The organism is Rhodococcus sp. Chr-9, assembly GCF_000801125.1.
Lineage (GTDB): Bacteria > Actinomycetota > Actinomycetes > Mycobacteriales > Mycobacteriaceae > Rhodococcus > Rhodococcus pyridinivorans.
On the sequence record NZ_JTIZ01000071.1, the window covers coordinates 16,796 to 41,792 of the forward strand.

Consider the following 24,997-nt stretch of genomic DNA (forward strand, 5'->3'; position numbering starts at 1 on the left):
CCACTCTACGGAATCCTCGTACAGGGGGTCGCACGACGCAGGTCCGGCAGCGCACACCCGCGTACGGGTGCCAGGATAGGCCGGTGAACCAACGTCTTCCCGTACCTTCCGAACAAGGACTCGCGCGCGCCGTCCACGAGATCATCGATTTCGCGGATGCGGAGGGTTGGGACCGCCCTCCCGTCATGTTCGCGCTCGTCCCGACCGTGCTTCTCGCAGCCGCCGAACCCGCCCTCGCCGACCAGCTCGACGAGGGACACGAGTACACCCCGATCGCGCAGGAATCTCTCCCCGACGACGTCGAGGGCGGCAGTCCCGCACTCGAGGAGTTCCTCGCCACGACCACCTGGCCCGGATCGGTTGCCGGGTGCGCTCTCGTGCAGGAGGTGGTCGTGCTGCCGCCGAGCGCCGAGAACGAACTCGACGACGCCTTCACGCCATTGCTCGCCGACGCCCACGCGGCAGACGAGGCGGCCCGGCTCGCAGCGCACAGTCACCCGGAACGACGCGCCGCCCGCCTCATCTCCGCGGTCCTGCGCGACGGGCCGTCACTCTCGCTCCTTCAGTTGCGCCCCCTCGACGACGACGATCCGTTCGCGGGCACTGAACTGCGGACCTACGACAACCTCGCCCCGCACGTCGTGGCCGCGTTGTACGCGACCCTCGAGGCGAGCGACGACGACTACTGAGAGGGCGATCACCGCACTGCCGGCCCCCGTGCGGCGCGCGGGATCGGCTGCCGACGGGCGGGATCAGCTGCAGGCGGGCGCGTCGCGTCCGTCCGCGATCGCTGCCAGCGCGTCGATCGCACCCTCGAGCGTCTCGACCTTCACGAGCTGCACACCCTCGGGGGCGCCGCTCTGCGCCTCCGCGCAGTTCTCGGCGGGCACCAGGAAGACGGTCGCGCCGTCCTCCGACGCCGCGGTGAGCTTGTGGGTGATCCCGCCGATCGGACCGACCATCCCGTCCGAGTCGATGGTGCCGGTACCGGCGACGTCCAGACCGCCGTTGAGCAGGCCCGGGCTGAGCTTGTCCACCACGGCCAGACTGAACATCAGGCCGGCGGACGGTCCGCCGATGTCGGCGAGGTTGAAGGTGACCTCGAAGGGCACCTCGGGAACCTCCTCGGTGGCGATGCCCAGGAAGCCCTTGTCCGGGTCGCCGGGCCGGGAACCGACAGGAACGTCGAACGACTCCTCGGCATCGCCGCGCCGGACGGTGACGTCCACCGACTCACCGGGCGGCACGTCGCCGACCGCGCGCTGGACCTGGCCGGCCGTGCGCATCTCCTCGCCGCCGACGGCGACGATCCGGTCGCCCGCCTCGAGCAACCCGGCGGCAGGGGCGTCCTGGCCCACCTCGGCGATCCGCAGGGTCACCGGCAGGTCGAGATAGTGCAGGGCGGCGAGTTCGGCGGACCGCTCCGACTGGGCGAACTGCGCCTGGTCGACGGCCTGGACCTCGTCCTTGCTGCGGTCGGGCGGGTAGACCTGCTCGCGCGGCGCCACGCCGTAGCGCCCGCTGATCCAGGCGGTGAAGGTCTGCGCGAGGGTGAGATTGTCGGTGACCCCGACGGTCGTCATGAACAGACTGCCCTCGGTCTCGTCCTCTTCGATCCCCTCGAGCGCGACGACCGGGGTGCCCTCGATCTCCCCGAGCGTGTCGAAGACGGGGCCGGGGCCGAGCGCCACGTACGGCGCCCGGACGTTGAACGCCACGACCACGATGACGAGGATCGGGAGCACGAGCGCGAGCGGCAGGACGTAGCGACGATTCACCCGGCCAGGGTAACGGTCGCCCGACCACCCCCTTCACACCACGACCGTGTCGTGTTCGCCATGAGCGTGACCACGACGCCGGTCCCCGCCCTGGACGCCTTGTACCGTTGGATACATGAGCGACACGCCCTTCGGATTCTCGAATCCCGACGACGACCCCGACCGTAGGAAGGACGAGGGTTCCGGTAGCGGCGGAGCCGGTGGCGGCATGCCCTTCGGATTCGGACTCCCCGGCAGCGGTGGGGGCGACAACCCGTTCGGCGGTCAGGGCTTCGATCCCGCGCAGTTCGGTCAGATGCTCAGCCAGTTCGGCCAGATGCTCGCCGGTATGGGCAGCGCCATGGGTTCCGGCGGCGGCTCGGGTCCGGTCAACTACGACATCGCGACGAAGCTCGCACGTCAGCAGATCGGGTCCGTCGACCCGGTCTCGCCCCGTACCGCCGACGCCGTGACGGACGCCGCGCGCCTCGCGGAACTGTGGCTCGACGCGGCCACCACGCTGCCCGCGGGTGCGTCGAAGGTCGTGGCGTGGACGCCCGTCGACTGGCTCGACAACACCCTCGAGACGTGGAAGCGCCTGTGCGATCCGATCGCCGAGCAGGTCAACGGCATGATGCTGAACGGTCTGCCCGAGGAGGCCCGTGCGATGGCCGGGCCCATGCTCGGGATGTTCTCGCAGATGGGTGGGGTTGCTTTCGGCTCCCAGCTCGGCCAGGCCCTCGGCCAGTTGTCGAAGGAAGTGCTCACCTCCACCGACATCGGTCTCCCCCTCGGCCCGGAGGGCACCGCCGCTCTCCTGCCGGCCGCGGTCGAGAGCTTCGGTGAAGGACTCGAGCAGCCCGCTCAGGAGGTGCTCGTCTTCCTCGCCGCACGCGAGGCCGCCCACCAGCGCCTCTACAGCCACGTGCCGTGGCTGCGTCAGCGGATGCTGGCGACCGTCGAGGAGTACGCACGCGGCATCCGCATGGACATGTCGTCGATCGAGGATCTCGCCCAGGGACTCGACCCGTCTGCACTCACCGACCCGTCCAAGCTCGAGGAAATCCTCAAGCAGGGCGCGTTCGAACCCCAGACCACCCCGGAGCAGAAGGCCGCACTCGAACGACTCGAGACGATGCTCGCGCTCGTCGAGGGCTGGGTCGAGACGGTCGTCGCCGACGCGCTCGGCGAGCGGCTCCCGGGTGCCTCGGCCCTCACCGAGACCCTGCGCCGTCGCCGCGCCACGGGCGGACCGGCCGAGCAGACCTTCGCTACGCTCGTCGGCCTCGAGCTCCGGCCCCGGAAGGTGCGCGAGGCCGCTGCGCTGTGGCGACGCCTCACCACCGACGCCGGCACCGAGGCCCGCGACCATGTGTGGGCGCATCCCGACCTGCTGCCGGACTCGTCGGATCTCGACAACCCGACGGCCTTCGTCGATCGTGTGATCGGCGGTGGCACCGGAGCCTTCGAGGATCCGATCGCCCAGCTTCAGGCGACCATGGAACGTGAGCAGGCCGAACGGGATCGCGCGGCCGAGGACGGATCCGGCGAGGACCGGCCCGGGGACGACAGCACCTCCTAGAACGACCCGATAGAGGCACCCGCGCCTGTGGACAAACTGCTCCTCGTGAGCCGTCCACGGGCGCGGATACTGTCAGTCTGTCTCCATGATCACCGCATCGCGCGAGACGACCACGAATCCCGCGCCGGCCGAGGCTGCGGTTCTCCGGGTCGATCCGGAACTGGCCGTGCTCGAGCGGTCCGACGGCTCGCTCCAGCTCGGCTGGGGTCCCGGCACCGCGACCGTCGTCCTGCCACCCCAGGGCATGGACAGCTTCGACCTCGGCGTTCTCGTCCGACTGCTCGACGGCCGGCTCACCCTCGACGAGGTGCTGGACGTCGCAGCCGAGCGCGGGCTTCCGTCCGGACGGGTCCGGCAGGTGCTCGATGAGCTCACCGCGACGGGTGCGGTCCGGCAGGTCCCCGCGTCGCCCGGTCCGGCGCGACCGCGGCGGGTGCGGGTCCACGGCTCGGGTCCGCTCGCTTCGGCGATCGTCGAGGATCTCCCGGTATGGGATGTGCGGTGGGTGCGCTCGTCGTCCGGTGACGAACTGCAGGACCCGGCCGACTGTGTCGTCCTCGCCGACGGGCAGGTGCCCGACCCCCATCTCGTGAACATGCTCGTGCGGGCCGGTGTCCCCCATCTCGCGGTGCGGATCAGGGACGGACGCGGCATCGTCGGCCCGTTCGTACTCCCCGGCCGGAGCAGTTGTCTGCGCTGCGCCGATCTCGTGCGGGCCGATCTCGATCCGTCCTGGCCGCGACTGGCGAGTCAGCTGTACGGGCGGCAGGGCCACGCCGGCAGGGCGGTGACGTCGGCGACCGCGGCGATGGCCGTCGGCCAGATCGAGGCGTTCCTCTCCGCAGATCCGTCCGTGACCCCGGCGGTCGACCGCACACTCGAACTGGACCTGCGAACCCACCGCATCGTCACGCGCCGATGGTTCCGTCATCCCCGGTGCGACTGCTCGGCCATCGCTCGGGTCGGTCAGGCATGATGGGGGGCGTGCCAGACATCCCTCGCAGAAGCTCGTCCCGCACTGCCAAGCTCGCGAGCATTCCTCTGGGAATCGCCGGGCGCGCCGCTGTCGGTTTCGGCCGTCGACTCGCCGGTGGAGATCGGGAGGAGATCGACGCCGAGATGACGGCGAAGGCCGCCGAACAGTTGTTCAGTGTGTTGGGCGAACTCAAGGGCGGCGCCATGAAGTTCGGCCAGGCCCTGAGCGTGATGGAAGCCGCCGTCCCGGAGGAGTTCGCCGAGCCGTATCGGGAGGCGCTCACCAAACTGCAGGCGGAGGCCCCTCCACTGCCCGCCCAAGCCGTGCACCGCGTGCTCGACCAGCAACTCGGCACGAAGTGGCGTGAGCGCTTCGAGTCGTTCGACGACGTGCCCGTCGCGTCGGCCAGTATCGGCCAGGTGCACCGGGCCGTGTGGTCGGACGGACGCGAGGTCGCGGTGAAGGTCCAGTACCCGGGCGCCGACGAGGCTCTGCGCGCCGACATGCGCACGCTGTCCCGGTTCGCCGGATTGTTCGCCACGATGATGCCGGGTGCCGATGTGCGTGCGCTGCTCGACGAGTTGTCCGCACGCACCGAGGAAGAGCTCGACTACCGGATCGAGGCCGACAACCAGCGAGCCTTCGCGAAGGCGTTCGCCGGCGACGAGAAGTTCGTGATCCCGCGTGTCGTCGCGAGCGCCCCGAAAGTCGTCGTGACCGAATGGCTTTCGGCCACTCCGCTGTCTGTGATCATCAGCGGTGGCACGCGGGAGCAGCGCAACCGGGCCGGTGCGCTGCTCGCGGAGTTCCACTTCTGTTCGCCCGCGCGCGCCGGTCTGCTCCACAGCGACCCGCATCCGGGCAATTTCATGCTTCTCGACGACGGCCGTCTCGGAGTCATCGACTTCGGGGCCACGGCGTCGATGCCCGACGGCTTCCCGCCGGTGCTCGGACGGATGGTCCGACTCGCCCTCGAGGAACGTTTCGACGAACTCACCCGGCTGCTCTACGACAACAAGTTCGTCCTGCCCGGCCGCACGGTCACCGACGAGGAGATCGCCGACTACCTCCGGCCGTTCACCGACCCGATCCACACCGAGTCGTTCCACTTCACCCGCACATGGCTGCAGCGGGTGGCGGGCACGGCCACGGACTTCTCGAGTTCGACCTTCAAGACGGCTCGGACGCTGAATCTTCCGCCCGAGTACGTGAGTGTGTTCCGGGTGCTGCTCGGCTCGGTCGGCATCTGCGCTCAGCTCGACGCCGAGGCACCGTACATGCGCATCCTCAGTGAATGGCTACCCGGCTTCGTCGAGGAGTGACAAAGCCGGGCAACCGTATTCACGCACAGACCAGTTCCTTGCGGGGTTCGGGCAGCGGATTCTTCCGCGGCCGGCCCCGCGGCCGCTTGCGGGCCACGACGACACCACGGTCGATGATCTCCCCGCCCCACACGCCCCAGGGTTCCTCCCGCTCGAGAGCGGCGTCGAGACACTGGGCACGCACCGGGCAGCCCGCACACAGCGTCTTGGCGTACTCGAGATCGGCCGGGGTCTCAGCGAACCAGAGGTCGGGGTCGTTGTCGTGGCACGGCAGGGTGTCGCGGTCGCGGTCGTTGCGGGAGACCGCGAAAGTGTCGCTGCGCGACAGGATGTCGGTACAACGCATCTCGTCTCCTTCCGTTCGGTTCGGCAGGCTCGACGGGTATTCGCTCGGCACGTGAGCTCCTTCGTTGGTTCGGTGGAATGCGATGCGAACCCGGCCGGAGAACGAGAAAGGCCACGGTCCGCTGGGCGGGGTCCGTGGCCTGGAGGAGACGAAAGGTCTACCGGGAAACAGTTCCCGATCGACTTCCGACCACGGACGAGACGGCGGCGGCGTGCACACGTCGGCGTGCACGCGGCGCGGCTGCCACTGCGGGTGCCACAGATGTGGCGGTGCGAGTGGTAGCGGCGGCCCCAGCGACACGAGGGGCCGCTGCCGCTGCAAAAGCATCGAAACCGAGCATCGGGGCCACCTCACTTTCTCGTCGCGCACGGACCGTCTCCCGTGACATCGTCATCCAGACTAGATTCGTGAGCACGATCGGCACAAGTTATTTTCTACCTGCGGTTTCGTGCCGCGTTCTTCGTCCCCGCACCAAAGTCGGAGGGCATGTCCCTCGCGACCACGAGACTCCTGCCCGACCTCGACGAGGCCGAACGCCTCGTCCTCGGGCTCGATGCGTTGCGCGCCGACGACGGCTCGAACAAAAGCACCTTCCGGGTGTTCCGCGACCGGCCGGGCACTACTTCTGCCTGTGCGCCGAATGAACACGGTCGGGTAGTCGTCAGAGGTCGAGGGTGTCGACGGTGCGCTCCCCCCGCACGAGGGCGAGCACGTCGGCACCGTACTGCTCGAGCTTCTTCGCCCCGATCCCCGGGATGGCGACCAGCGCACGATCGTCGCGCGGCTGCTGTTCGGCGATCGCGACGAGGGTGTTGTCGCTGAAGACGACGTAGGCCGGAACCTTCATCTCCTTCGAACGCTCCCGGCGCCATTCCTTGAGCGCGACCAGCAGATTCTCGTCGAGATCGGATGGGCAACCCTCGCAGCGGCCGAGCATGGTCGAGGTGGTGCCCATGAGCGGCTTGCCACAGACGCGACATTGCGGGCGCTTCTTCCGCGGGGAGGACGGTTCGGCGATCTTCGACGCGGGTGAACTGTCGGGGATGAGCCCGTGAAGGAATCGAGAGCGTCGCCGCGACCGACGTCCGCCCGCCGTGCGGGACAACGCCCACGACAGTTGCAGGTGCACACGGGCTCGGGTGACACCGACATAGAGCAGCCGCCGTTCCTCCTCGATGCCGGCCTCGTCGGGCGGTGTGTCCTTGTCGCCGGTGACATGAGTGATCGGCAGGGTGCCGTCGGTGAGTCCGACGAGGAAGACGGCGTCCCATTCGAGGCCCTTCGCCGCATGCAGCGACGCGAGGGTGACGCCCTGGACCGTCGGTGGCTGGCGCGCCTCGGCACGGGCCGCGAGATCGCGCAACAGACCCTGCAGATCGAGATCGGGTTCGTGCTCGAGCAGTTCCTCGGTGAGCTGCACGAGCGCGACGAGCGACGCCCAGCGCTCGCGTGCCTGCGCACCCACCGGTTCGGTGTCGGTCAGGCCCAGCGGCACCAAGGTGGCCCGGACGAGGCTGCGCAGCCCGGCACCGCGACCGGCATCCTCCGGCAGGTCGTCGCGCGTACCCACCTGACGCAGCGCGTTGACCGCCTGCCGGACCTCCGCGCGGTTGAAGAAACCTTCACCGCCGCGCACCTGGTACGGGATACCCGCCTGCGTGAACGCCTGCTCGTAGGCCTCGGACTGGGCGTTGATGCGGTAGAGCACCGCGATCTCGGCCGCCGGGACCCCCTTGCCCATCAGCTTCGCGACGGCCTTGGCGACCGCCTGCGCTTCGGCGGGTTCGTCGTCGAACTCGGCGAAGGTGGGCTCCGGCCCGGACGGACGCTGACCGATGAGCTTGAGCCGGGTGCCGGCGATGCGGCCCCGCGCCGCACCGATCACGCGGTTGGCGAGGTCGACCACCTCCGGCGTGGAGCGGTAGTCGCGTTCGAGGCGCACGACCGTGGCGTCGGGGAACCGGCGGGAGAAGTCGAGCAGGTGCTTCGGGGTGGCGCCCGTGAACGAGTAGATGGTCTGGTTGGCGTCGCCGACCACCGTGAGGTCGTCGCGCGCGCCGAGCCACGCGTCGAGCACGCGCTGCTGCAGCGGCGTGACGTCCTGGTACTCGTCGACGACGAAGCAGCGGTAGCGGTCGCGGAACTCCTCGGCCACCGCGAGGTTGTCCTCGAGGGCCGCGGCGGTGTGCAGCAGCAAGTCGTCGAAGTCGAGATACATCCCGTCGCCCGACCGGGTCTTGAGCTGCTCGTACGTCTCGTAGACACGCGCGACCCGCTCGGGATCGGCCGGTGGGGTGCGGTGGGCGCGGGCGGCCGCGGCGGGATAGTCCTCGGGCGCGACGAGCGTGCCCTTGGACCATTCGATCTCGGACAGCAGGTCGCGCACGGTGTCGGTGTCGGTCGGGAAGCCGCACCGGTGCGCCGCCTGCGAGACCGCCGCGAACTTGCGATCGAGCAGTTGCCAGGGTGTGTCGCCGACCACCTGCGGCCAGAAGTACCGCAGCTGCCGCAGCGCAGCGGCGTGGAAGGTGCGGGCCTGCACCTGCGTACCGTCGCCACCGATGCCCAGGGCGCGTAGGCGGGAACGCATCTCCCCTGCCGCGCGGGCGGTGAAGGTGACGGCGAGGACTTGGCTCGCGGAGACGTGACCGGCCGAGACGAGATGGGCGATGCGGCGGGTGATCGTGCGGGTCTTGCCGGTACCGGCGCCGGCGAGCACGCAGACCGGCCCGCGTGGGGCGAGCACCGCTGCTGCCTGCTCGGGGTCGAGACCGTCCACCACATCCGCACACATGGCCTCCATCATGACAGCGACCGCCGACAGCGCAGCCCACCGGTGAGATCACCCGGTGTGGTGAGGACCACAGCTCACCCCGTCGCGGAACATGTTCGGCGGCTGTGATGTTCTCGAAGACATGACGCCCACCGACGCACCCGCCCTCACCGTCTACTCCACCACCTGGTGCGGTTACTGCAGGCGGCTGAAGACCCAGCTCGACCAGAACGGCATCCCATACGCCGAGATCGACATCGAGTCGGATCCGGCCGCCGCGGAGTTCGTCGGCAGCGTCAACAACGGCAACCACGTGGTGCCCACCGTCAAGTTCGCCGACGGCAGCACCGCGACCAACCCGTCGCTCGCCGAGGTCCAGCGCGCTCTGGGTCTGTAGCTCCCGCTCTTCCGGTAAGGCCGGTCGCGTTCGTCGCGGCCGGCCTTACCCGTGTCCGGTCCCGACTCGATCCTGCGCCCTCTACCGCAGTGCCCTCTACCGCACGGCCTGCTACTCCTTGGCCCAGCCCTCGAGCATCCCGCGCGCAATGGAGATCGAACCGGGCAACAACAGCGGGGCGTCCTCGGCGGACGCCCAGTCGCCAGTCGCCAGCGCCGCACGGACCTCGTCACGAGTGAACCACCGCGCCTCGGTGATCTCCCCGTCGCGGAAGTCCAGCGCCTGCTCGGGATCGGCGATCGCCGCGAATCCGAGCATGAGCGATCGAGGGAACGGCCAGGGCTGACTGCCGAGATACCGCACGTCGCGCACCTCGACACCGACCTCTTCACGGATCTCCCGCACCACGCACGATTCGAGCGACTCACCGGCTTCGACGAAGCCTGCGAGAACGGAGAAGCGCCGCTCGGGCCACACCGGTTGCCGGGCGAGCAGCACCCGGTCGTGTCCGTCGTGTACGAGGCAGATGATCGCCGGGTCGGTGCGAGGGAACTCCTGGTGTCCGGTCTCGGTGCTGATCCGCGACCAGCCGGACATCGTCGGACGGGTGGGCGAGCCGTCGACCGCGCTGTAGCCGGCGTTGTCGTGCCAGTTCAGCAACGCGACCGCGCTGACCATCAGATCGGCGTCGGCATCGTCGAGACGCTCGCCGATGCGCCGCAGATCGGCCACCGTGCCCGTCTGCGCCAGGACGCGAGACGCCCAGACGTGGTGTCCGTCGCGGATACCCAGGAAGATCGCGCCCTCGACCGGTTCGGGACCGAGTTCGGACGCCTCACCGAGCACGAGCGCGTTGTCGGAGACACGGACCTGGTTGCGACGATCGACCCGCAGGAGTTTCGCACCGGCCCAGCCGGCGCGCAGGGCGTCCTCGTCCGAACGCAGTTCCTCCGCCCGGTCGACGACGGTACGTGAGAGCAGCGGGGTACCCGACAGAGCGAAACCGGTCACATCAGCACCCTAGCCACGCATGGCGCCCGGCGACGAACCCACCAGCCGGATGTAGAGCAGTTTGTCGTTCGCTTCGAGCGCGTCGACCTCGGGCGAACCGATCCGCCACATCCGCCCGTCGCGGACGACGGCGAGCACGATGTCCTTGAGATGCCGCGGGGATCCCCCGACCTCGCTGGGGTCGACATCGCGTTCGGTGATGGCGAACCCGGCTTCCGGGGTGAGCAGGTCCTCGATCATCTCGACAACGTTCGGCGTGGTCGTGGCGATGCCGAGCAGTCGCCCCGCCGTCTCCGACGAGATGACCACCGAGTCGGCACCGGACTGACGCAGCAGGTGGGTGTTCTCCGACTCGCGGATGGCGGCGACGATCTTCGCGCGCGGGGCGATCTCGCGGGCGCTGAGGGTCACGAGCACCGCGGTGTCGTCGCGGTTCGCGGCGACGATCACCGCCGACGCGTGCTGCACCCCGGCGAGCCGGAGCACATCGGACTTCGTCGCCGAACCCTGGACCGTCACGAGGCCCTGGCCGGCCGCGGACTCGAGAACCACCGGATCGGTGTCGACCACGACGATCTCGGACGGGGGTACCCCGTCGCCGAGCATCGCGTCGACTGCGGTACGGCCCTTGGTGCCGTAACCGATGACGACGGTGTGATTACGCACGCGGCGCCTCCAACGCTGGATCTTGAATGCTTGCCGGGAACTCTCGGTCAGTGCCGACAGAGTGGTACCGACGAGCACGATGAGGAAGAACACCCGGAGCGGGGTGATCAGCAAGATGTTGATCAGGCGCGCTTCGGGTGTGAACGGGGTGATGTCGCCGTAGCCGGTGGTCGAGAGCGAGACCGTGGCGTAGTAGACGCAGTCCAGCAGCGACAGTTCGTCGCCCTGGGCGTCGCGGTAGCCATCGCGATCGAGGTAGACCACGACGACCGCGAGGAACAGCGCCGCGAACGCGTAGCCGATGCGACGCGCGATCGCGAGTCCGGGACTCGTCTGTTCCTGGGGTACGCGCAGCACACCGACGAGCGCGAAGTCGGGGCGCTCGGTGAGCTGATCGGAGCGGCTGAACCGCGCACGCAACCTCCCGGGCATCGCGGTGTCCCACCTTCCTGCTGTCGGCCTCCACTGGTGGCCACCCTCGGTCGTCGCGGTACCGAACGAACTGCGCCCGGTACCGGATCGCAGCGTACCGCCGCGCGCTAGTGTGGCACGCATGTCCACGAAAGCGTCGCAGCGCTCTGCGATCCGGCTGGCAGGTCTACTTCTCGGCGTGGGGGTCCTGCACTTCGTGCGACCGGAACCGTTCGACGGCATGGTGCCCCGCGCCCTGCCGGGTGATGCCCGCACCTACACCTACGCCTCGGGGGTCGCGGAGATCGCCGTCGCCGGCGCGCTCGCCGTGCCCCGCACCCGGCGCCTCGGCGGTTCCCTGGCCGCGGCGCTGTTCCTGGCGGTCTTCCCCGCCAACGTGCAGATGGCCGTGACGTGGCTGCGCAGCCCGAAGCTCTCCCCCGCCGCCAAGGCGGTGTCGCTCGCCCGGCTCCCGCTGCAGGTCCCGCTCGTCACCGAGGCACTGAAGGTCCGCCGCACATCCTCCCGCTGAGCTGACCACACGCGGTGAGTGAGGTCACAGCGAGCGGGTATGCGTCGGTATGGACACCGCACGTGGCCTGAAGGTGGTCGTCGTCGGCGCGACCGGAAATCTGGGAACCGGGATCGTCGAGGCGCTCGGACGCGAACCCGACGTCACCGAGATCGTCGGCGTCGCGCGACGACCGACGGAATGGACGTCCCCCAAGGCGACCTTCACGGTCGCCGACACCACCACCGACGACTTCCGCCCCATCGTGCGGGGCGCGGACGCGGTGATCCACCTGTCCTGGCTGTTCCAACCCACGCACCGCCCGGAGGTGACCTGGGAGAACAATGTGCTCGGCGCGATCTCTGTCTTCGAGGCGGCTGCCGCGGAGAAGGTTCCCGCGCTGATCTACTCGTCGTCGGTCGCGGCCTATTCGCCCGGACGCTCGACGGATCGCGTCACCGAGGACTGGCCCACGCACGGGTGGCCGGGTGCCGCCTATCCCCGCGAGAAGTCGTATCTGGAACGTTTTCTCGACACCCTCGAACTGCGGGCGCCGGAGATGCGCATCGTACGGATGCGGCCCTACTTCCTCTTCAAGCGCGAATCGGCGACCTCACAGCGACGCCTGTTCGTCGGCCCCCTGCTCCCGGGAAACCTGCTGCGCAGCGGACTGCTCCCCGTGATGCCGCTGGTCGAGGATCTGCGTGCCCAGGTACTGCACACGAGCGACGTGGCCGACGCCTTCGTCCGTGCGACCGTCCGGCCCGTCCGCGGCGCGTTCAACCTCGCCACGGAACCGCCCGTGGACGGCGCGTTCCTGGCAGAGATGTTCTCCGCCAGGAAGATCCACGTACCGCGTGCAGCACTCCGCAAGGCCGTGCGGGCGGCCTGGCACGCGCATCTCGTTCCGGCCTCCCCCGGCCTGCTCGACACCGTGCTGCAACTTCCATTGCTCGACAACACGCGCGCCCGCACAGAACTGGGCTGGGAACCGCAGTATTCGCCGCCCGAGATCCTCGAGGAATTCCTGTCGGGACTGCGGGAGGGAGCCGGGATGCCCACCGCTCCCCTTGCACCCGATACCGCCGGACGCCGGGCACACGAAGCGGCCACCGGTATCGGGCAGCGCCCCTGAGGTTGCGTCACTCGCCGTCGGCACGCCCTCGCAGATTCCCCGCCTCGAGCACGAGGCGTTCGAGCATCGCCGCATTCGGCAGTTCCTCGGGCGCGACGGTGCGTCCGGTGCGGACGTAGTGGAAGGCCGCTCGGACCTTGTGCAGCGGCAGTTCGGCCGGTCGGCCGGTGAGCCGCTCGGTCCGCGCTGCCATCAACTGGGCCCAGGCGAGCCGGTAGGCGGCGAGCTGCACACCCACCGCGGCGAGCTTCTCGCCTTCCGGTTCGGCGCCGGTCTTCCAGTCGATGACCGTCCAACCGCCGTCCGGATCCTCGAAGACGGCGTCGATACGTCCGCGGATCACGGTGCCGCCCAGGGCCGTTTCGAACGGCACCTCGACCTCGACGGGGTTGCGCGACGCCCACTTCGACCGCAGGAATGCCTCCTGGAGCCGGTCGAAGTGCGAATCGTCGCCGTCCTCGTCGTCGGCACCGGGAAGCTCGTCGAGGTCGAGCAGGCGCGTCGCGCCGAATCTGCGCTCGAGCCACGCGTGGAAGGCGGTGCCGCGACGCGCGAGCGGATTGGGCCGGAACGGCAACGGACGACGCAGACGCGCGGCGAGGGCGTCGGGATCGGTGGCGAGATCGACGAGTTGGCTGACTGACAGCTGTGCGGGCAGCACCACCTCGGCGCTCTGCTCGGCGCGCTGTTCGCGTTCGGCCAGGAGCGCATCGACGTCGGTGGCCCACTCGTCGGGATCGTCGTCGTATTCGGTCGGGAGGTCGGTCCGGTCGAACTCGGCGAGGACCAGTGCCGCGCCGCGTTCGACCTCGGTGCGCCGGGCACCGAGCGGGTCGCGCGGCCACAGTGCGCTGCGCGGTGAGGCCGTGAGCGGGTTCTCCTCCTTCGGTTCGGGTTCCGGAGCCCAGTGGTCGATCGCACCGAGTTCGGGCCGGGCCGTGACGATCTCGTGCAGTTCCTCGAGGAACGGCGAGGGTCCCTTCGGTTCGGATCCGGTGTCTGCCCAGTGGTGGGCGGAGACGAACAGTGTTCGTTCGGTGCGGGTGAGAGCGACGTAGAACAGCCGACGGTCCTCGTCGAGCTTGCGGCGCTTGAGCGCGTCCTTGTGGGAGTCGATGGCCCGCTCGAGCATCTTGCGATCGGAGAGGTCGTCGAGCTCGAGCACGGGCACACCGTCGGTGCTGCCCGGATCGTCGGCGGGCAGCACCCGGTCGCCCCGCAAGTGCGGGGGAAGTTCGGTCGTCGAACCGAGCCAGGTCGCGGCGGCGGTGGAGGATGGGAAGACCCCGGCAGCGACATGTGGGACGGCGACGACCTCCCATTCGAGGCCTTTCGCGGAGTGGACGGTGAGGACCTGCACGCGGTCGGGGTCGACTTCCACCTCACCGGGCGCGAGCCCCTGCTCGATCTCCTCCGCCGCCGCGAGATAGGACAGCAAACCGGGCAGGGTCGCGTTGGTCCGCCCCGCGTAGGACGCGACGACCGAGGCGAAGGCGTCGAGATGCTCGCGGCCGGCGACACCGCGTCGGCGGCCCACGCGGGCCTCGGTCTCGATGCCGATACCGAGCACACGCTCGACCTCGGCGACGAGTTCGGTGAGCGGCTGGCCGAGCCGCTCGCGCAGGGAGGTCAATTCGCGACCGAGCGCGACGATGCGCGCGTAGCCGAACTTCGAATAGCGGCTGCTGTCGCCGGGATCGGAGATCGCATCAGCGAGACCGGCCTGGTCGGCATATTCACCGGGCAGCGCCGAATCGAGGGCGTCCTCGAGCGCGTCGGGATCGGTCACCGCACCGGCGACACCCCAGCGTCCCGCGATGGCCAGTTCCTGGGCGCGCTCCCACAGTGCCTTCAGGTCGGCGGCACCGAGCTGCCAGCGGGCGCCGGTGAGCACCCGCACAGCTGCGCTCCCGGCCAGCGGATCCGCCGCCAGGCGCAGCATCGCGAGCACGTCGGCGACTTCGGGCGTGTGCAGCAACCCGCCGATGCCGACGACCTCGACCGGAAGGTCGCGGGCGCGCAGCGCCTCGGCGATCGGAGCGGCGTCGGCGTTGCGCCGGACGAGGACCGCAGCGGTCGGCGGTGTGCGTCCGGCCTCGCGGGCGGCGGCGTACTCGTCGGCGATCCGGTCGGCGACCCAGTCGCGTTCCACCGCGACGTCGGAGTGCAACGCGAGGCGGACGTCGCCGGCGGCCGCGTCGGGGCGGGGACGCAACCGGCTGACCGACACCCCGCGATCGCGCAGAGGTTCGGACGAGACGTTCGCCAGTTCGAGGGCCTGCGGCGGATTGCGCCAGCTGGTGAGCAGTTCGCGGGTGGGTGCCGGCTCGCCGTCGGCCGCCGGGAAGTCGGTCGCGAACCGCGGCAGGTTGGCGGCCGACGCGCCGCGCCAGCCGTAGATGGACTGCATGGGATCGCCGACCGCGGTGACCGCGAGACCGGGATCGGCGCCACCGCCGAACAGGGCGGCGAGTAACACGCGCTGGGCGTGCCCGGTGTCCTGGTACTCGTCGAGCAGCACAGCCCGGAATCGTTCCCGCTCCCCGGCTCCCACCTCGCGGTGATCGCGGGCGACCCGCGCGGCGAGCGACATCTGGCTCCCGAAGTCGAGAGCACCTTCGCGACGCAGTGTCTCGGACAGCCGTTCGACGAGCGGAAGCAACTGCAACCGCGCGTGCTGGGTCTCGAGGTAGCCGAGCAGCGTCTTCGACGGTGCTCCGCGCTGCCCCGGGCCGGGCGGGAGGGTGTGCACCAGCTGTTCGAGTTCGACGTGGGCGTCGCGCAGCAGATCCGGCTCGACGAGGTGCTCGGAGAGCTGGCCGGACAGGGCGAGAACGGCCTCGGTCACCGATGCGGGATTGCGGTCGGTGTCGAGTTCGCCGTCCCACGAGCTGACCACGCGGTGCGCGACCTGCCACAGCTCGGTCTCGGACAGCAGCGTCGCCGACGGTTCGATGGGCAGCAGCAGACCGTGCTCGGTGAGCAGGCGACCGGCGTATGCGTGGTATGTGCTCACCTCGGGTTCGCTGCCGAGGATCCGTGCGCGCAACCCGCCGCTCGGATCGAGGTCGCGCAGGAGCGCCGATCCGGCGAGCTTGGCCAGGCGCGCCCGGATGCGGGCCGTGAGCTGCTGCGCGGCCTTACGCGTGAAGGTCAGGCCCAGCACCTGCTCGGGTTCGACGAGACCGTTGGCGACGAGCCACACCACCCGCGCGGCCATCGTCTCGGTCTTGCCGGCACCGGCCCCGGCGACGACCAGCATCGGGCCGGGCGGGGCCTCGATGACGGCGGCCTGCTCGGTCGTCGGCGGCAACTGTCCCAGTGCCTCCGCCAGGCGCTTCGCGCTCACCCGTGGTGCACTCATTCCCCTGTCACCTGCCTGCCTTCGTCGTGTGCCGGGCAGCTCGACAGCACCGGGCAGTGCCGGCACCCGTCGTTGACCCTCGCAACGAAGCGGGGGCCACGGGTCGCGGCCGCCGCGTCGTGGATGATCTCCCGCCACTGCGCGAGACCGTCCTCGTCGAGGGGCGGTTGCACGCGCTGCGTCGCGCCTTCCTTGTTGTGCGGCTTCGCCACGAAGACCAGGCGCGCGCCACCGGGCTCCGATGCCGGTTCGCCCTCGATCGCGCCGGCCGCCGCGGCCACCTGGTAGGCGGCGAGCTGGGCATGATCGCGCGCGGCGTCCTTCGACACCGGGTTCTTCGCGGTCTTGACGTCGATGACGACCGGGCGGCCCTCGGCGTCGCGTTCGAGCCGGTCGATGCGACCACGGAGCCGCACGCGGGGCTTGTCGTCGGAATCGGGTTCGAGGATGCCGTCGACCTTGATCTCGACGCCGATCTCGGTGAGCTCTCCGCGTGTGCCCTGCAGCCACGTCGAGAAGGTGTCGAGCATGCGGCGGGTGCGTTCGAGCTCGCGGCGGGCATACCATTCGGCACCCAGATCGACCGAGTCCCATGCCTTCTCGAGGGCCTGGTCGATGCGGTCGGGAGGGATCCGCCCGGCGAGCGCCTGGACGAGGGTATGTACCAGCGTGCCGGTGACGGCATGGCTGTTCTCGCCGTCGGAACCGCCGTGGCGCTCGAACATCCACCGCAGCGGACACGTCGTGAGCTGTTCGACCGTGGACGGCGACAATCGCACCGCGTCGTCGTCGGGATCCCACAGCGGGTCGGCGGTGCTGGGATCGGCCGTGCCGTACCAGTCGTCGGGGTGGGCGCCGCGCACCCCGGCGCGCGCGNTCGTTCGGGTTCGGTCTCGGCGATCTCGGGATCGCAGACCACGCTGCGCAGTTCGGCGACGAGGGCGGGCAGGGCCAGCACGCGGGTGCGGACCTCGTCGGGCGCCGGTTCGGCCAGGAGGTCGTCGGGCGCGTCGAGGTCGTCGGTGCCGACACCGCGCAGTTCGTCGACGAAACGGGACCGGACCAGTTCGCTGTCGCCGCTCACCGAATCGACGGCGGTCACCAGAAGGTGGGTGCGGGCGCGACTGCATGCCACCAGGAACAGGCGCCGCTCCTCGGCGAGCAGCGGTGCGGTGCGGGAGAGCCGCGAACCGGCCTCGTCGCCGCCGTCGGCACCGGAGACCGCGTCGATCAGGGCCTCGATGCCGAGCAGGGTGCCGCGGGCGCGCAGGCTCGGCCACAGCCCTTCCTGGACACCGGCGACCACCACGACGTCCCATTCGCGACCGGCGGCGGAGTGCGCGCTGACGACCGTGACCGCTTCGGATTCGGCGGCGACACGGGTGCGAGCCGTCGCAGGGATCTCCTGCTCGGTGAGATAGTCGACGAACCCGGCGATGTGTGCGCGGGGCAGACGGTCGACGTAGTCGGCGGCGGCGTCGAACAGAGCCACGACGCCGTCGAGATCGCGGTCGGCCTGCGCCCCGATCGGCCCACCCCAGGCCGACGCGGCGGCCCATCGCCGTTCGAGTCCGGTGGCCTGCCATGCCTCCCACAGCACGTCCTCGAGACCGCCCCCGCGCAGCGCCGCCGAGCGGGCCTTGCGCAGCACACCGAGCACCTTCCTCAGCGGTGCCGCCTCGACGTCGGTCAGCCCGCGGATCAGATGCGAGTTCCCGGCGGTGTCGTCGCCCTCGGTGAGCAGGATGCGCAGCAGTTCGGCGGAGTCGCGGTCGTTGCCCGATGCTAGCTCGACCCGCCGCAGACCACGCCGCAGTCTCCGCAGCGCGACCGGTTCGGCACCGCCGATGGGCCCGGACAGCAGGGCAAGTGCTTCGTCCCCGCCGAAGCCACTGTCGGATACCGCGCGCAGCACGAGCAGCAGTCCCGCGACGCTGTGCTGGCGGGCCAGCGGGAGTTCGGAGGCGGCGGTCGTCATCGGGACGCCCGCCGCGAGCAGCGCGCGACGCAGCGGCGCGAGTACCCGCGGCACGGACCGGACAACGATCGCCATGCGCGACCACGGCACACCGTCGACGAGATGGGACCGGCGCAGGGTGTCGGCGACCAGTGCCGCCTCCTTGGCCTGCGACGAGCACACCGCCACGCGGACCTGCCCCGGATCGCCCTCCTCGACGCGGTGCCCGGCCATACCCCGGTGCGGCGGCAGGCCCGGCAGTCTGCGGGTGATCCCGTCGGCGAGGGACGCCACCTCGGGAGCGGCACGATGGTTGACACCCAACACGATGCGGCGCGATCCGTCGGCCTCGCCGAGACTCTCGAGGAAGGAGGTGTCGGCGCCGCGGAAGCCGAAGACGGCCTGATCGGGGTCGCCGGCGATCGTGCTCGTGCGGGTGCCGGTACCGATCACGCGGACCAGGTCGGCGGCCTGCGGATCGAGATGCTGGGCGTCGTCGACGAGCAGGTGGCGGATGCGGCCGCGCTCGGCGGCCAGCAGATCGGGATCGGTCGCGAACGCCGCGAGCGCCGCGCCGACGAGTTCGGCCGCGTCGAGTGCCGGAGCGGTGGCCTCCGGAGCTTCGAGACCGACGGCACCGCGAAGCAGCATCACCTGCTCGTAGCGCTCCGCGAAACGCCCGGCCGCGACCCATTCGGGCCGATTGCGGCGCTCCCCGAGCGCGACCAGATCCTCCGGGCCGAGACCGCGCTCGTTGGCGCGCAACATCAGGTCGCGCAGTTCGACGGCGAAGCCCGTCATGCCCAGTGCCGGACGCAACCGCTCGGGCCACATCCCGGCGCCGTCATCGATGTCGCCGCGCAGCAGTTCGCGCAGCACGGCGTCCTGTTCGGCGCCGGTGATCAGACGGGGCGGCGGATTGCCGTGCGCCGAGGCCTGCAACCGCAGCACCGCGAAGGCGTAGGAGTGGACGGTACGGACGAGCGGCTCGCGTGTGGCGCGGGGCACTGCGCCGTCGCCGAGCGCGATCAGACCGGCCGTGATCGCCTCGCGCACGGCGGTGGCGGCCCGCCGCGAATGCGTGAGGATGAGCACCGACTCGGGATCGGCGCCGGAGGCGATGCGGTGGACCGCGAGGTCGACCAGCAGGGACGTCTTGCCCGTGCCGGGACCGCCGAGGACCTGCCACGGCCGCCAGCGGAGGGAGGGCGGGGCGTCGTCGAACAGCACGCGCACGTCGTCGGGCCACTCGCGGGCCACCGGCGCCTCGGCGGACCTGCGCACGAGGCGCGCGGCCGGGCGGCGGACGCGATCGGGGATCTGCGGTTCGGACATGCGCGAGACGGTGGCGGGCAGGTCGGTGACCTGCGCCCGTGGTGGGTGCAGGTCGGGGATGCCGGTATCGACGTCGAGCATGACCCCATCCCACCAGACGGGTACGACAGCGTCCGGGGCACACCGCGGAGTCACGACTGGGATAGTGGTCGGCGTGAGTGCCACGGATCTTCTGCACACCCATCTGTTCGGCCCCGTCGACGGACCGGAGGTCCTCGCCCTGCACGGACTCACCGGTCACGGCCGACGCTGGCGGAACCTCGCCGAACGACACCTGCCCCACCTGCGGTTCGTCGCTCCGGACCTCCGGGGTCACGGCCGGTCGCCGTGGACTCCCCCGTGGTCGTGCGAGGCGCACATCGCCGACCTGAAGGCCGTGCTGGACGCACACACCACCGGTCCCGTCACCGTGGTGGGCCACTCCTTCGGTGGTGCCCTCGCGCTGCATCTCGCCGCCGCGGTGCCCGACAGGGTGCGGGCGCTGGTACTCCTCGATCCGGCGATCGGCCTCCCGGCCGACCGGATGCTCGAGATCGCCGACCTCACCCTCCACAACCCCGACTACACGGACGAGGCGGAGGCGCGGGCCGAGAAGGTCCACGGTGACTGGGGCGAGGTGGCCCCCGAGTTGCTCGACGAGGAGATCGCCGAGCACCTCGTCGAACTCGACTCGGGGCGTGTCAACTGGCGGATCTGCGTACCTGCGCTGGTGACCTCGTGGGGCGAGCTGGCCCGCGGACCCGTCCTGCCGCCGGCCGGTATCCCGACGATCTTCGTGCAGGCCGGGAAGGTGCAACCCCCGTACACCACGTCAAATTTCCGTCGCGACCTGGCGGAACGACTCGGCGACGACCTGACCCTGCTCGAATTCGACTGCGACCACATGATCGACCAGGCGCGTCCCGCCGAGACCGCCGAACTCGTGGCCCGGATGGTGTAGCCGGTGGTCACCACGGACGAGCAGATCGAGCGGGTCCGCGAACTCGTGGCCTCCGTGCCCGCAGGCCGGGTCGCGACCTACGGCGACATCGCCGGTGCCGCGGGCCTGTCGAGTGCACGCACCGTCGGATGGATCATGCGGACCGATTCCGCCGACCTGCCGTGGCACCGCGTGGTCCCGGCGTCCGGGCGACCGGCCTCGCACCTCGCGCGCCGGCAACTCGCGCGTCTCGAACTCGAGGGCGTCCCGATCTCCGGCGACCGGATCGATCTCACCCGTGCTCGACACCGGTTCCCGCCGGGCTCAGGCGAGCACGGCGGCGAGCCACGCGCAGACGACGAGTAGGTCCGGTCCCCGCGCCCACTGCCGGAGCAGATCGACCGGAATCTGCCCGACGGCCGTCTCGAGGATCAGACCGTCGTACCCGATCGGAGGTCGCGTGCGCATCCGATAGGCGGCCGCGCACCCACCGACGATGACGATCACGACGCTCGCCACCGACGCACTCCCGGCGAATCCCGTCACGGCACCGGCGACGACCGCGGCCGACCCCGGGACGGCCGAGAGTGCGCGACGCAGATACGTGTCGCTCGTACCGAGCAGGACGGCGAGATCGGGATCGCGGCTCACGTCGCGCAGACCCGCACCGAAAATCGTCGCCACGGTGAAGACGGCGACGAGCTGCACCACGACAGCGGCGGGCGGCGATACGACCGACATCAGCACCACGACGCCGAGCAGCGCCACGCACGCGACGAGCACGGGTGTGGGCCTACGGACATGGCAGAGCAGATCGGAACGGACGAGTGCCGCGATCCGGCGGCGCGGCAGGGCCCGCGAGCGGCGGGATCCGATGCGCAACCAGGCCTTCCGTTCGACCACGCCTGTCAGCAGCGAAGGATCGAGTGCCGTGAACGACGCCGACACACCGACCGCGGTGTCCGATCCCACCCTCCACTCCGGTGCAGCGATCCTGTCGCATCGACGCAACGCCGAGACCGCCGGTGCCGCAACGGCGATCCACGCCCCCACCACGAACAACGGTCCCGGCGGTGGCACCGCGACGCCGACGGCGGCGACCGTCACCACGCCCGGAACGGCGACGAGGCACAGCCCGACCACGACCCGCACGACCGCGGGCACGAGTACCCGGCACTGCACGAGCATCGGAAGGGCGACGGCACCGACACCGAGAGCGGCAGCGAGACATGTGAACGCGACGCGCCCCTCCGGGGTGGTCACGAACGTCGCGAACCGTCCCGCGAGAGCACCCGCGATTGCACCGCAGATCAGGAGCGCCGCGACTCTCGGGCGGAGTGCCGCACCGCGATCCACCGGTGTGGACAGCAGCCAGAACTCCGTCTCGGTACCGCACGTCACCGGACCTGCGGCCCGGGTGGACGCCGTCCCCGCAGCGACCGCGATCGCGACGACGGCCCATCCCCACGCCGAGGTGCACCCCGAATCGCGCACGATCGGGTCCCCGCACGCGAAGGTCGTCGCCGGAAGGGAGAACAACCACCACGCCAGTCCCCCGCCGACATACAAGCCGAGGACGACCAGCACAGCGAGGGCCGGACGATCCACCAGCGGCGCGCGCCGGCGCTCGAAGGCGTGACGGAGCGCGCGGAGGTCGCGCGCGCCGGGGACGGTTCCGGTCAGCTCCATCGGTCCGCCTCCACCACCTGGTCGGCGACCGCGTCCACCAGCGCGACATCGTGCGAGACCATCAGCACGGTGCCGCCCGCGCGCTTCTCGGCTTCCAGTGTGGACGCCAGCCACCGGCGACCGGCGTCGTCGAGATGCTGTTCGGGTTCGTCGAGGACGAGCAACCGCCGGGGCCGTACCAGCGCGGAGGCCAGCGCGAGCCGGCGGCGTTGCCCGCTCGAGAAGGCCAGCGGCAGTCGATCGGCCGACGCGGCGAGACCGACCTCCTCGAGGACCTGTGTCGCCGCGTCGAACGGGTCGGTCACGCCGTGACCGGTGGCGACGAGTTGCAGGTGTTCGTGCGCGGTGAGATGCGCGAATGTCGCCACGTCGCCGAGGACTGCGGCGACCTGCCGTCGCAGCGTCGGCGAGCTCTCGTCGACGGGGACGCCGTGGATCTCGACAACGCCCTCGTCGAGTCGGTCGACGCCGACGACGCATCCGAGCAGGGTGGACTTGCCGGTGCCGTTCGCGCCGATCACGGCGCAACATCGGCCGGGGGCGACGTCGACGTTCACCCCGGTGAAGACGGTCAGGTCACCGAACGAGCGGTGGGCGTTGCGGACGGACACGGCGGGTGTGCCGTGCGGATAGGGATCGAACATGGAAAATCTCCCGGTGTTCCTCGTCGGACGGAGTGTCGAGGGCGAGGACGGAACCGGGTGAGCGCGGACGTGGCCGTCCGGCGGTGTCGGGGTGGGAGTGGCGGCGGAACCCGCCGCGCAGACGTCGTTCCTCGGAGGTCGGGCCCCGGATGCTGCGACCGAAGGCGAACAGCGGATCCTCCGCGGCGGCGACGAACGCGAGTGCTGCGACGACCACCACCAGCAGGCCGAGGAGCAGTCCGGCGGTGTCGCCGGTGGAGACCGCGGTGACCGGAACGACCGCGGCGACGAGCCAGGACATGAGGACGACGAACACCGCCGCGCCGTTCCGCCAGCCGAAGAACATACCCGCCAGTCTATCCGCGACACGGCAGTGCGATCGGTGCCGGACACGGCAGTGCGATCGGTTACAGCACAGCGAGTACAGACGATCACGAGCGCGGCGGATGAGGCAGCATGAAGACATGAGCACGCTCACCCACGTCGAAGCCGTGATCGTCGCGGGAGGCCGCGCGACCCGCATGGGAGGCGTCGACAAGCCCGCTCTGACCGTCGGCGGCCGCAGGATGCTCGACACCGCCCTGGGCGCGGTCGAGGGGTGCGCGCGGGTGACGGTGGTGGGTCCGCACCGCGACGATCTCGACCTCCACGTGCTGCAGATCCAGGAGACACCGCCCGGCGCGGGTCCGGTCGCGGCGCTGGCAGCGGCGGATCCGGTCGCCGATCTCGTGGTCACTCTCGCCGCCGACCTTCCGTTCGTCACACCGACGACGGTTGCGGCCCTGCTGGAGGCCCTGAACGAGGATGCGACGGCCGAGGCCGCCTTCGCGGTGGACGACACCGGCCGGGTGCAGTTCCTGCTCGCCGCGTGGCGGACACCGGCGCTGGCCGCGCGTCTGGACTCTCTCGGTGGAGACGTCGCGAACCGGCCCATGAAGGCGTTGTTGCCCGAGCGGTACGTCACCGTCTCGGTGTCCGAGGCGACCGACTGCGACACCCCTGCCGATCTGGAGGCGGCGCGCGCCGGATCCGCGACGGCCCGTGTGGCCGCCGATCCGGACCGGGCGCGGAGAACCCTACGGGAAGCGTTGTCGCCGTTGCCTTCCCGCACCGTTCCGGTCGAGGAGGCGCGGGGCGCCACATTGGCGGCTCCGCTCGTCGCGGTGGAGGCGTTGCCTCGCGTCCGCACCTCGGCGATGGACGGTTACGCGGTGGCGGGCGACGGACCGTGGTTGTTGCGCAACGAGATCCGCTACGCGGGCGACGGAGGCTCGCTCACGCTCGGCGACGGGGAAGCGGCCCGGATTGCGACGGGCGCCCACCTGCCGGCCGGCGCGACCGCCGTCGTGCGCGACGAGTTCGTCCGCGTGGAAGGCGGTCTCGTCAGTCGCCTGCCCGATGCGCCCGTGCGCGACGATGCGCGGCGCCGCGGGGAGGACTGGGAGTCGGGGACGGTCCTCGCCGAGGCCGGCACCGCCGTGAGCCCGGCGGTCGCCTCCGCGGCCGCCAGCGGTGAGGTCACCGAACTCCGGGTGCGAGGTCCTCTACGGGTGCACATAGTGCTCACCGGCGACGAGATCCGACGCACCGGCCCTCTGCGCGAGGGGCAGACGCGCGACTCGCTGGGTCCGGTACTCCCGGACTTCGTCCGCTGGTGCGGCGCCACGGTGGTCGGTGAAGGGCATCTCCGCGACACCGCCGACGGATTCGATGCGTTGTTCACGGGCACCGATGCCGATGCGATCGTCATCGTGGGCGCGACGGGCGGTGGCGCCGCCGATCAGTTGCGCGGTGCGCTGGCGCGGGCCGGCGCGCAGGTGGTCGTCGAACGGGTGCGGTGCAAGCCCGGTGGATCACAGGTCGCGGCGACGCTGCCGGACGGCCGTGCCGTGCTGGGACTGCCCGGGAATCCGGTGGCGGCGGTGTCGACGCTGCTGGTGCTGCTGCCTGCGATCGTCGACGGCCGCACCCTCCGCACCCCGGCGACTCCTGTGACCGCTCCGCTGGCGAACGCCTCGGAGGTCGTCGGCGACATCACGCGGTTGCTCCCCGCCCGCCAGGACGTGCAGGGACGATGGTTGTGCGACAACACGATTCGCACCGCGCATCTCGCCGGCCTCATCGGGCGCAGCGCGATCGCCGTGGTGCCACCGGGAGCGGTGGACGGCGACCGCGTCGAATTGCTGCCGCTCCCCCGCTGAT

At 70.6% G+C, this 24,997-nt stretch carries 20 protein-coding genes and 1 pseudogene; 10 read left to right on the forward strand and 11 right to left on the reverse strand.

Translation table 11 applies throughout. The annotated features are described in order from the left end of the window. Positions 1-83 precede the first annotated feature (83 nt). Entirely contained in the window at positions 84-689 is a 606-nt protein-coding gene (locus QR64_RS07585) for a PPA1309 family protein (protein ID WP_039584782.1), read from the forward strand. Between the two features lie 63 nt (positions 690-752). Here the strand turns inward: QR64_RS07585 and QR64_RS07590 are convergent, their stop codons facing one another. Beyond that, the gene (locus QR64_RS07590) at positions 753-1,778 is read right to left on the reverse strand and encodes a PDZ domain-containing protein (protein ID WP_006550272.1); all 1,026 of its coding nucleotides are present in this window, start codon (positions 1,776-1,778) and stop codon (positions 753-755) included. A gap of 115 nt (positions 1,779-1,893) precedes the next feature. On the opposite strand from QR64_RS07590, the gene QR64_RS07595 reads away from it, so the two are divergent. The 3 genes from QR64_RS07595 to QR64_RS07605 all read left to right on the forward strand — a co-directional run bounded on the left by QR64_RS07595 (position 1,894) and on the right by QR64_RS07605 (position 5,637). Beyond that, the gene (locus QR64_RS07595) at positions 1,894-3,339 is read left to right on the forward strand and encodes a zinc-dependent metalloprotease (protein WP_024101466.1); all 1,446 of its coding nucleotides are present in this window, start codon (positions 1,894-1,896) and stop codon (positions 3,337-3,339) included. Positions 3,340-3,424: 85 nt separating this feature from the next. Next, on the forward strand, positions 3,425-4,315 hold the full coding sequence (locus QR64_RS07600) for a hypothetical protein (protein ID WP_019288462.1): 891 nt from the start codon (positions 3,425-3,427) through the stop codon (positions 4,313-4,315). Then, positions 4,312-5,637 carry an ABC1 kinase family protein gene (locus QR64_RS07605; RefSeq protein WP_033097113.1) on the forward strand — a complete coding sequence of 442 codons (1,326 nt, stop codon included), beginning with the start codon at positions 4,312-4,314 and terminating at the stop codon, positions 5,635-5,637. Before QR64_RS07600 ends, QR64_RS07605 begins: the two co-directional genes overlap by 4 nt. Before the next feature lie 19 nt (positions 5,638-5,656). Here the strand turns inward: QR64_RS07605 and QR64_RS07610 are convergent, their stop codons facing one another. Together QR64_RS07610 and QR64_RS07615 are read right to left on the reverse strand one after the other, a co-directional pair. Next, positions 5,657-5,983 (reverse strand): WhiB family transcriptional regulator, encoded by a 327-nt coding sequence (locus QR64_RS07610; protein ID WP_228044579.1) that lies wholly within the window; start codon positions 5,981-5,983, stop codon positions 5,657-5,659. 661 nt (positions 5,984-6,644) lie between these two features. Next, a complete protein-coding gene (locus QR64_RS07615; RefSeq protein ID WP_183079265.1) occupies positions 6,645-8,786 on the reverse strand; it encodes an ATP-dependent DNA helicase UvrD2 in 2,142 nt (713 codons plus the stop codon). A 112-nt stretch (positions 8,787-8,898) separates the two neighbouring features. Here QR64_RS07615 and QR64_RS07620 point away from each other — a divergent pair, with 112 nt between their 5' ends. Continuing rightward, positions 8,899-9,153, forward strand: coding sequence for a mycoredoxin (locus QR64_RS07620; RefSeq protein WP_024101470.1), 255 nt, complete (start codon positions 8,899-8,901; stop codon positions 9,151-9,153). Between the two features lie 111 nt (positions 9,154-9,264). Here the strand turns inward: QR64_RS07620 and nudC are convergent, their stop codons facing one another. Then, on the reverse strand, positions 9,265-10,164 hold the full coding sequence (gene nudC / locus QR64_RS07625; protein WP_006550265.1) for an NAD(+) diphosphatase: 900 nt from the start codon (positions 10,162-10,164) through the stop codon (positions 9,265-9,267). A 9-nt stretch (positions 10,165-10,173) separates the two neighbouring features. Continuing rightward, complete coding sequence (locus QR64_RS07630; protein ID WP_006550264.1) at positions 10,174-11,262, reverse strand: potassium channel family protein; 1,089 nt, start codon at positions 11,260-11,262, stop codon at positions 10,174-10,176. A 121-nt stretch (positions 11,263-11,383) separates the two neighbouring features. On the opposite strand from QR64_RS07630, the gene QR64_RS07635 reads away from it, so the two are divergent. Beyond that, a complete protein-coding gene (locus QR64_RS07635; protein WP_033097208.1) occupies positions 11,384-11,773 on the forward strand; it encodes a MauE/DoxX family redox-associated membrane protein in 390 nt (129 codons plus the stop codon). 49 nt (positions 11,774-11,822) lie between these two features. After that, the gene (locus tag QR64_RS07640) at positions 11,823-12,887 is read left to right on the forward strand and encodes an NAD-dependent epimerase/dehydratase family protein (protein WP_039584784.1); all 1,065 of its coding nucleotides are present in this window, start codon (positions 11,823-11,825) and stop codon (positions 12,885-12,887) included. Positions 12,888-12,894: 7 nt separating this feature from the next. On the opposite strand, the gene QR64_RS07645 is transcribed toward QR64_RS07640, so the two are convergent. The 3 genes and pseudogenes from QR64_RS07645 to QR64_RS07650 all read right to left on the reverse strand — a co-directional run. After that, positions 12,895-16,251 carry an ATP-dependent helicase gene (locus QR64_RS07645; RefSeq protein ID WP_039584785.1) on the reverse strand — a complete coding sequence of 1,119 codons (3,357 nt, stop codon included), beginning with the start codon at positions 16,249-16,251 and terminating at the stop codon, positions 12,895-12,897. Next, a partial coding sequence (locus QR64_RS27665; RefSeq protein WP_235367051.1) for a RecB family exonuclease occupies positions 16,248-17,127 on the reverse strand: 880 nt, incomplete at its 5' end. The genes QR64_RS27665 and QR64_RS07645, both read right to left, overlap by 4 nt. Position 17,128: 1 nt before the next feature. Continuing rightward, positions 17,129-19,543, reverse strand: a pseudogene (locus QR64_RS07650) (ATP-dependent helicase); the annotation flags it as partial. Between the two features lie 154 nt (positions 19,544-19,697). Between QR64_RS07650 and QR64_RS07655 the strand changes: the two are divergent. Beyond that, a complete protein-coding gene (locus QR64_RS07655) occupies positions 19,698-20,483 on the forward strand; it encodes an alpha/beta fold hydrolase (RefSeq protein ID WP_006550259.1) in 786 nt (261 codons plus the stop codon). A 3-nt stretch (positions 20,484-20,486) separates the two neighbouring features. Beyond that, positions 20,487-20,828: an MGMT family protein gene (locus tag QR64_RS07660; RefSeq protein WP_006550258.1), complete on the forward strand. Its 342-nt coding sequence runs from the start codon at positions 20,487-20,489 to the stop codon at positions 20,826-20,828. Here QR64_RS07660 and QR64_RS07665 read toward each other — a convergent pair. From QR64_RS07665 to QR64_RS07675, 3 genes are read right to left on the reverse strand one after another with little or no spacing between them, the layout of a single operon-like run. Further along, positions 20,787-22,151: a DUF6297 family protein gene (locus tag QR64_RS07665; RefSeq protein ID WP_039584787.1), complete on the reverse strand. Its 1,365-nt coding sequence runs from the start codon at positions 22,149-22,151 to the stop codon at positions 20,787-20,789. The two genes, QR64_RS07660 and QR64_RS07665, sit on opposite strands and share 42 nt — an antisense overlap. Then, the gene (locus tag QR64_RS07670; protein ID WP_039584788.1) at positions 22,142-22,795 is read right to left on the reverse strand and encodes an ABC transporter ATP-binding protein; all 654 of its coding nucleotides are present in this window, start codon (positions 22,793-22,795) and stop codon (positions 22,142-22,144) included. The genes QR64_RS07665 and QR64_RS07670 overlap by 10 nt, the downstream gene beginning before the upstream one ends. Then, complete coding sequence (locus tag QR64_RS07675) at positions 22,728-23,141, reverse strand: DUF6412 domain-containing protein (protein WP_039584789.1); 414 nt, start codon at positions 23,139-23,141, stop codon at positions 22,728-22,730. The genes QR64_RS07670 and QR64_RS07675 overlap by 68 nt, the downstream gene beginning before the upstream one ends. A gap of 118 nt (positions 23,142-23,259) precedes the next feature. Here QR64_RS07675 and QR64_RS07680 point away from each other — a divergent pair, with 118 nt between their 5' ends. Further along, entirely contained in the window at positions 23,260-24,996 is a 1,737-nt protein-coding gene (locus tag QR64_RS07680) for an NTP transferase domain-containing protein (protein ID WP_039584790.1), read from the forward strand. The last annotated feature ends 1 nt before the right edge of the window (position 24,997 follow it).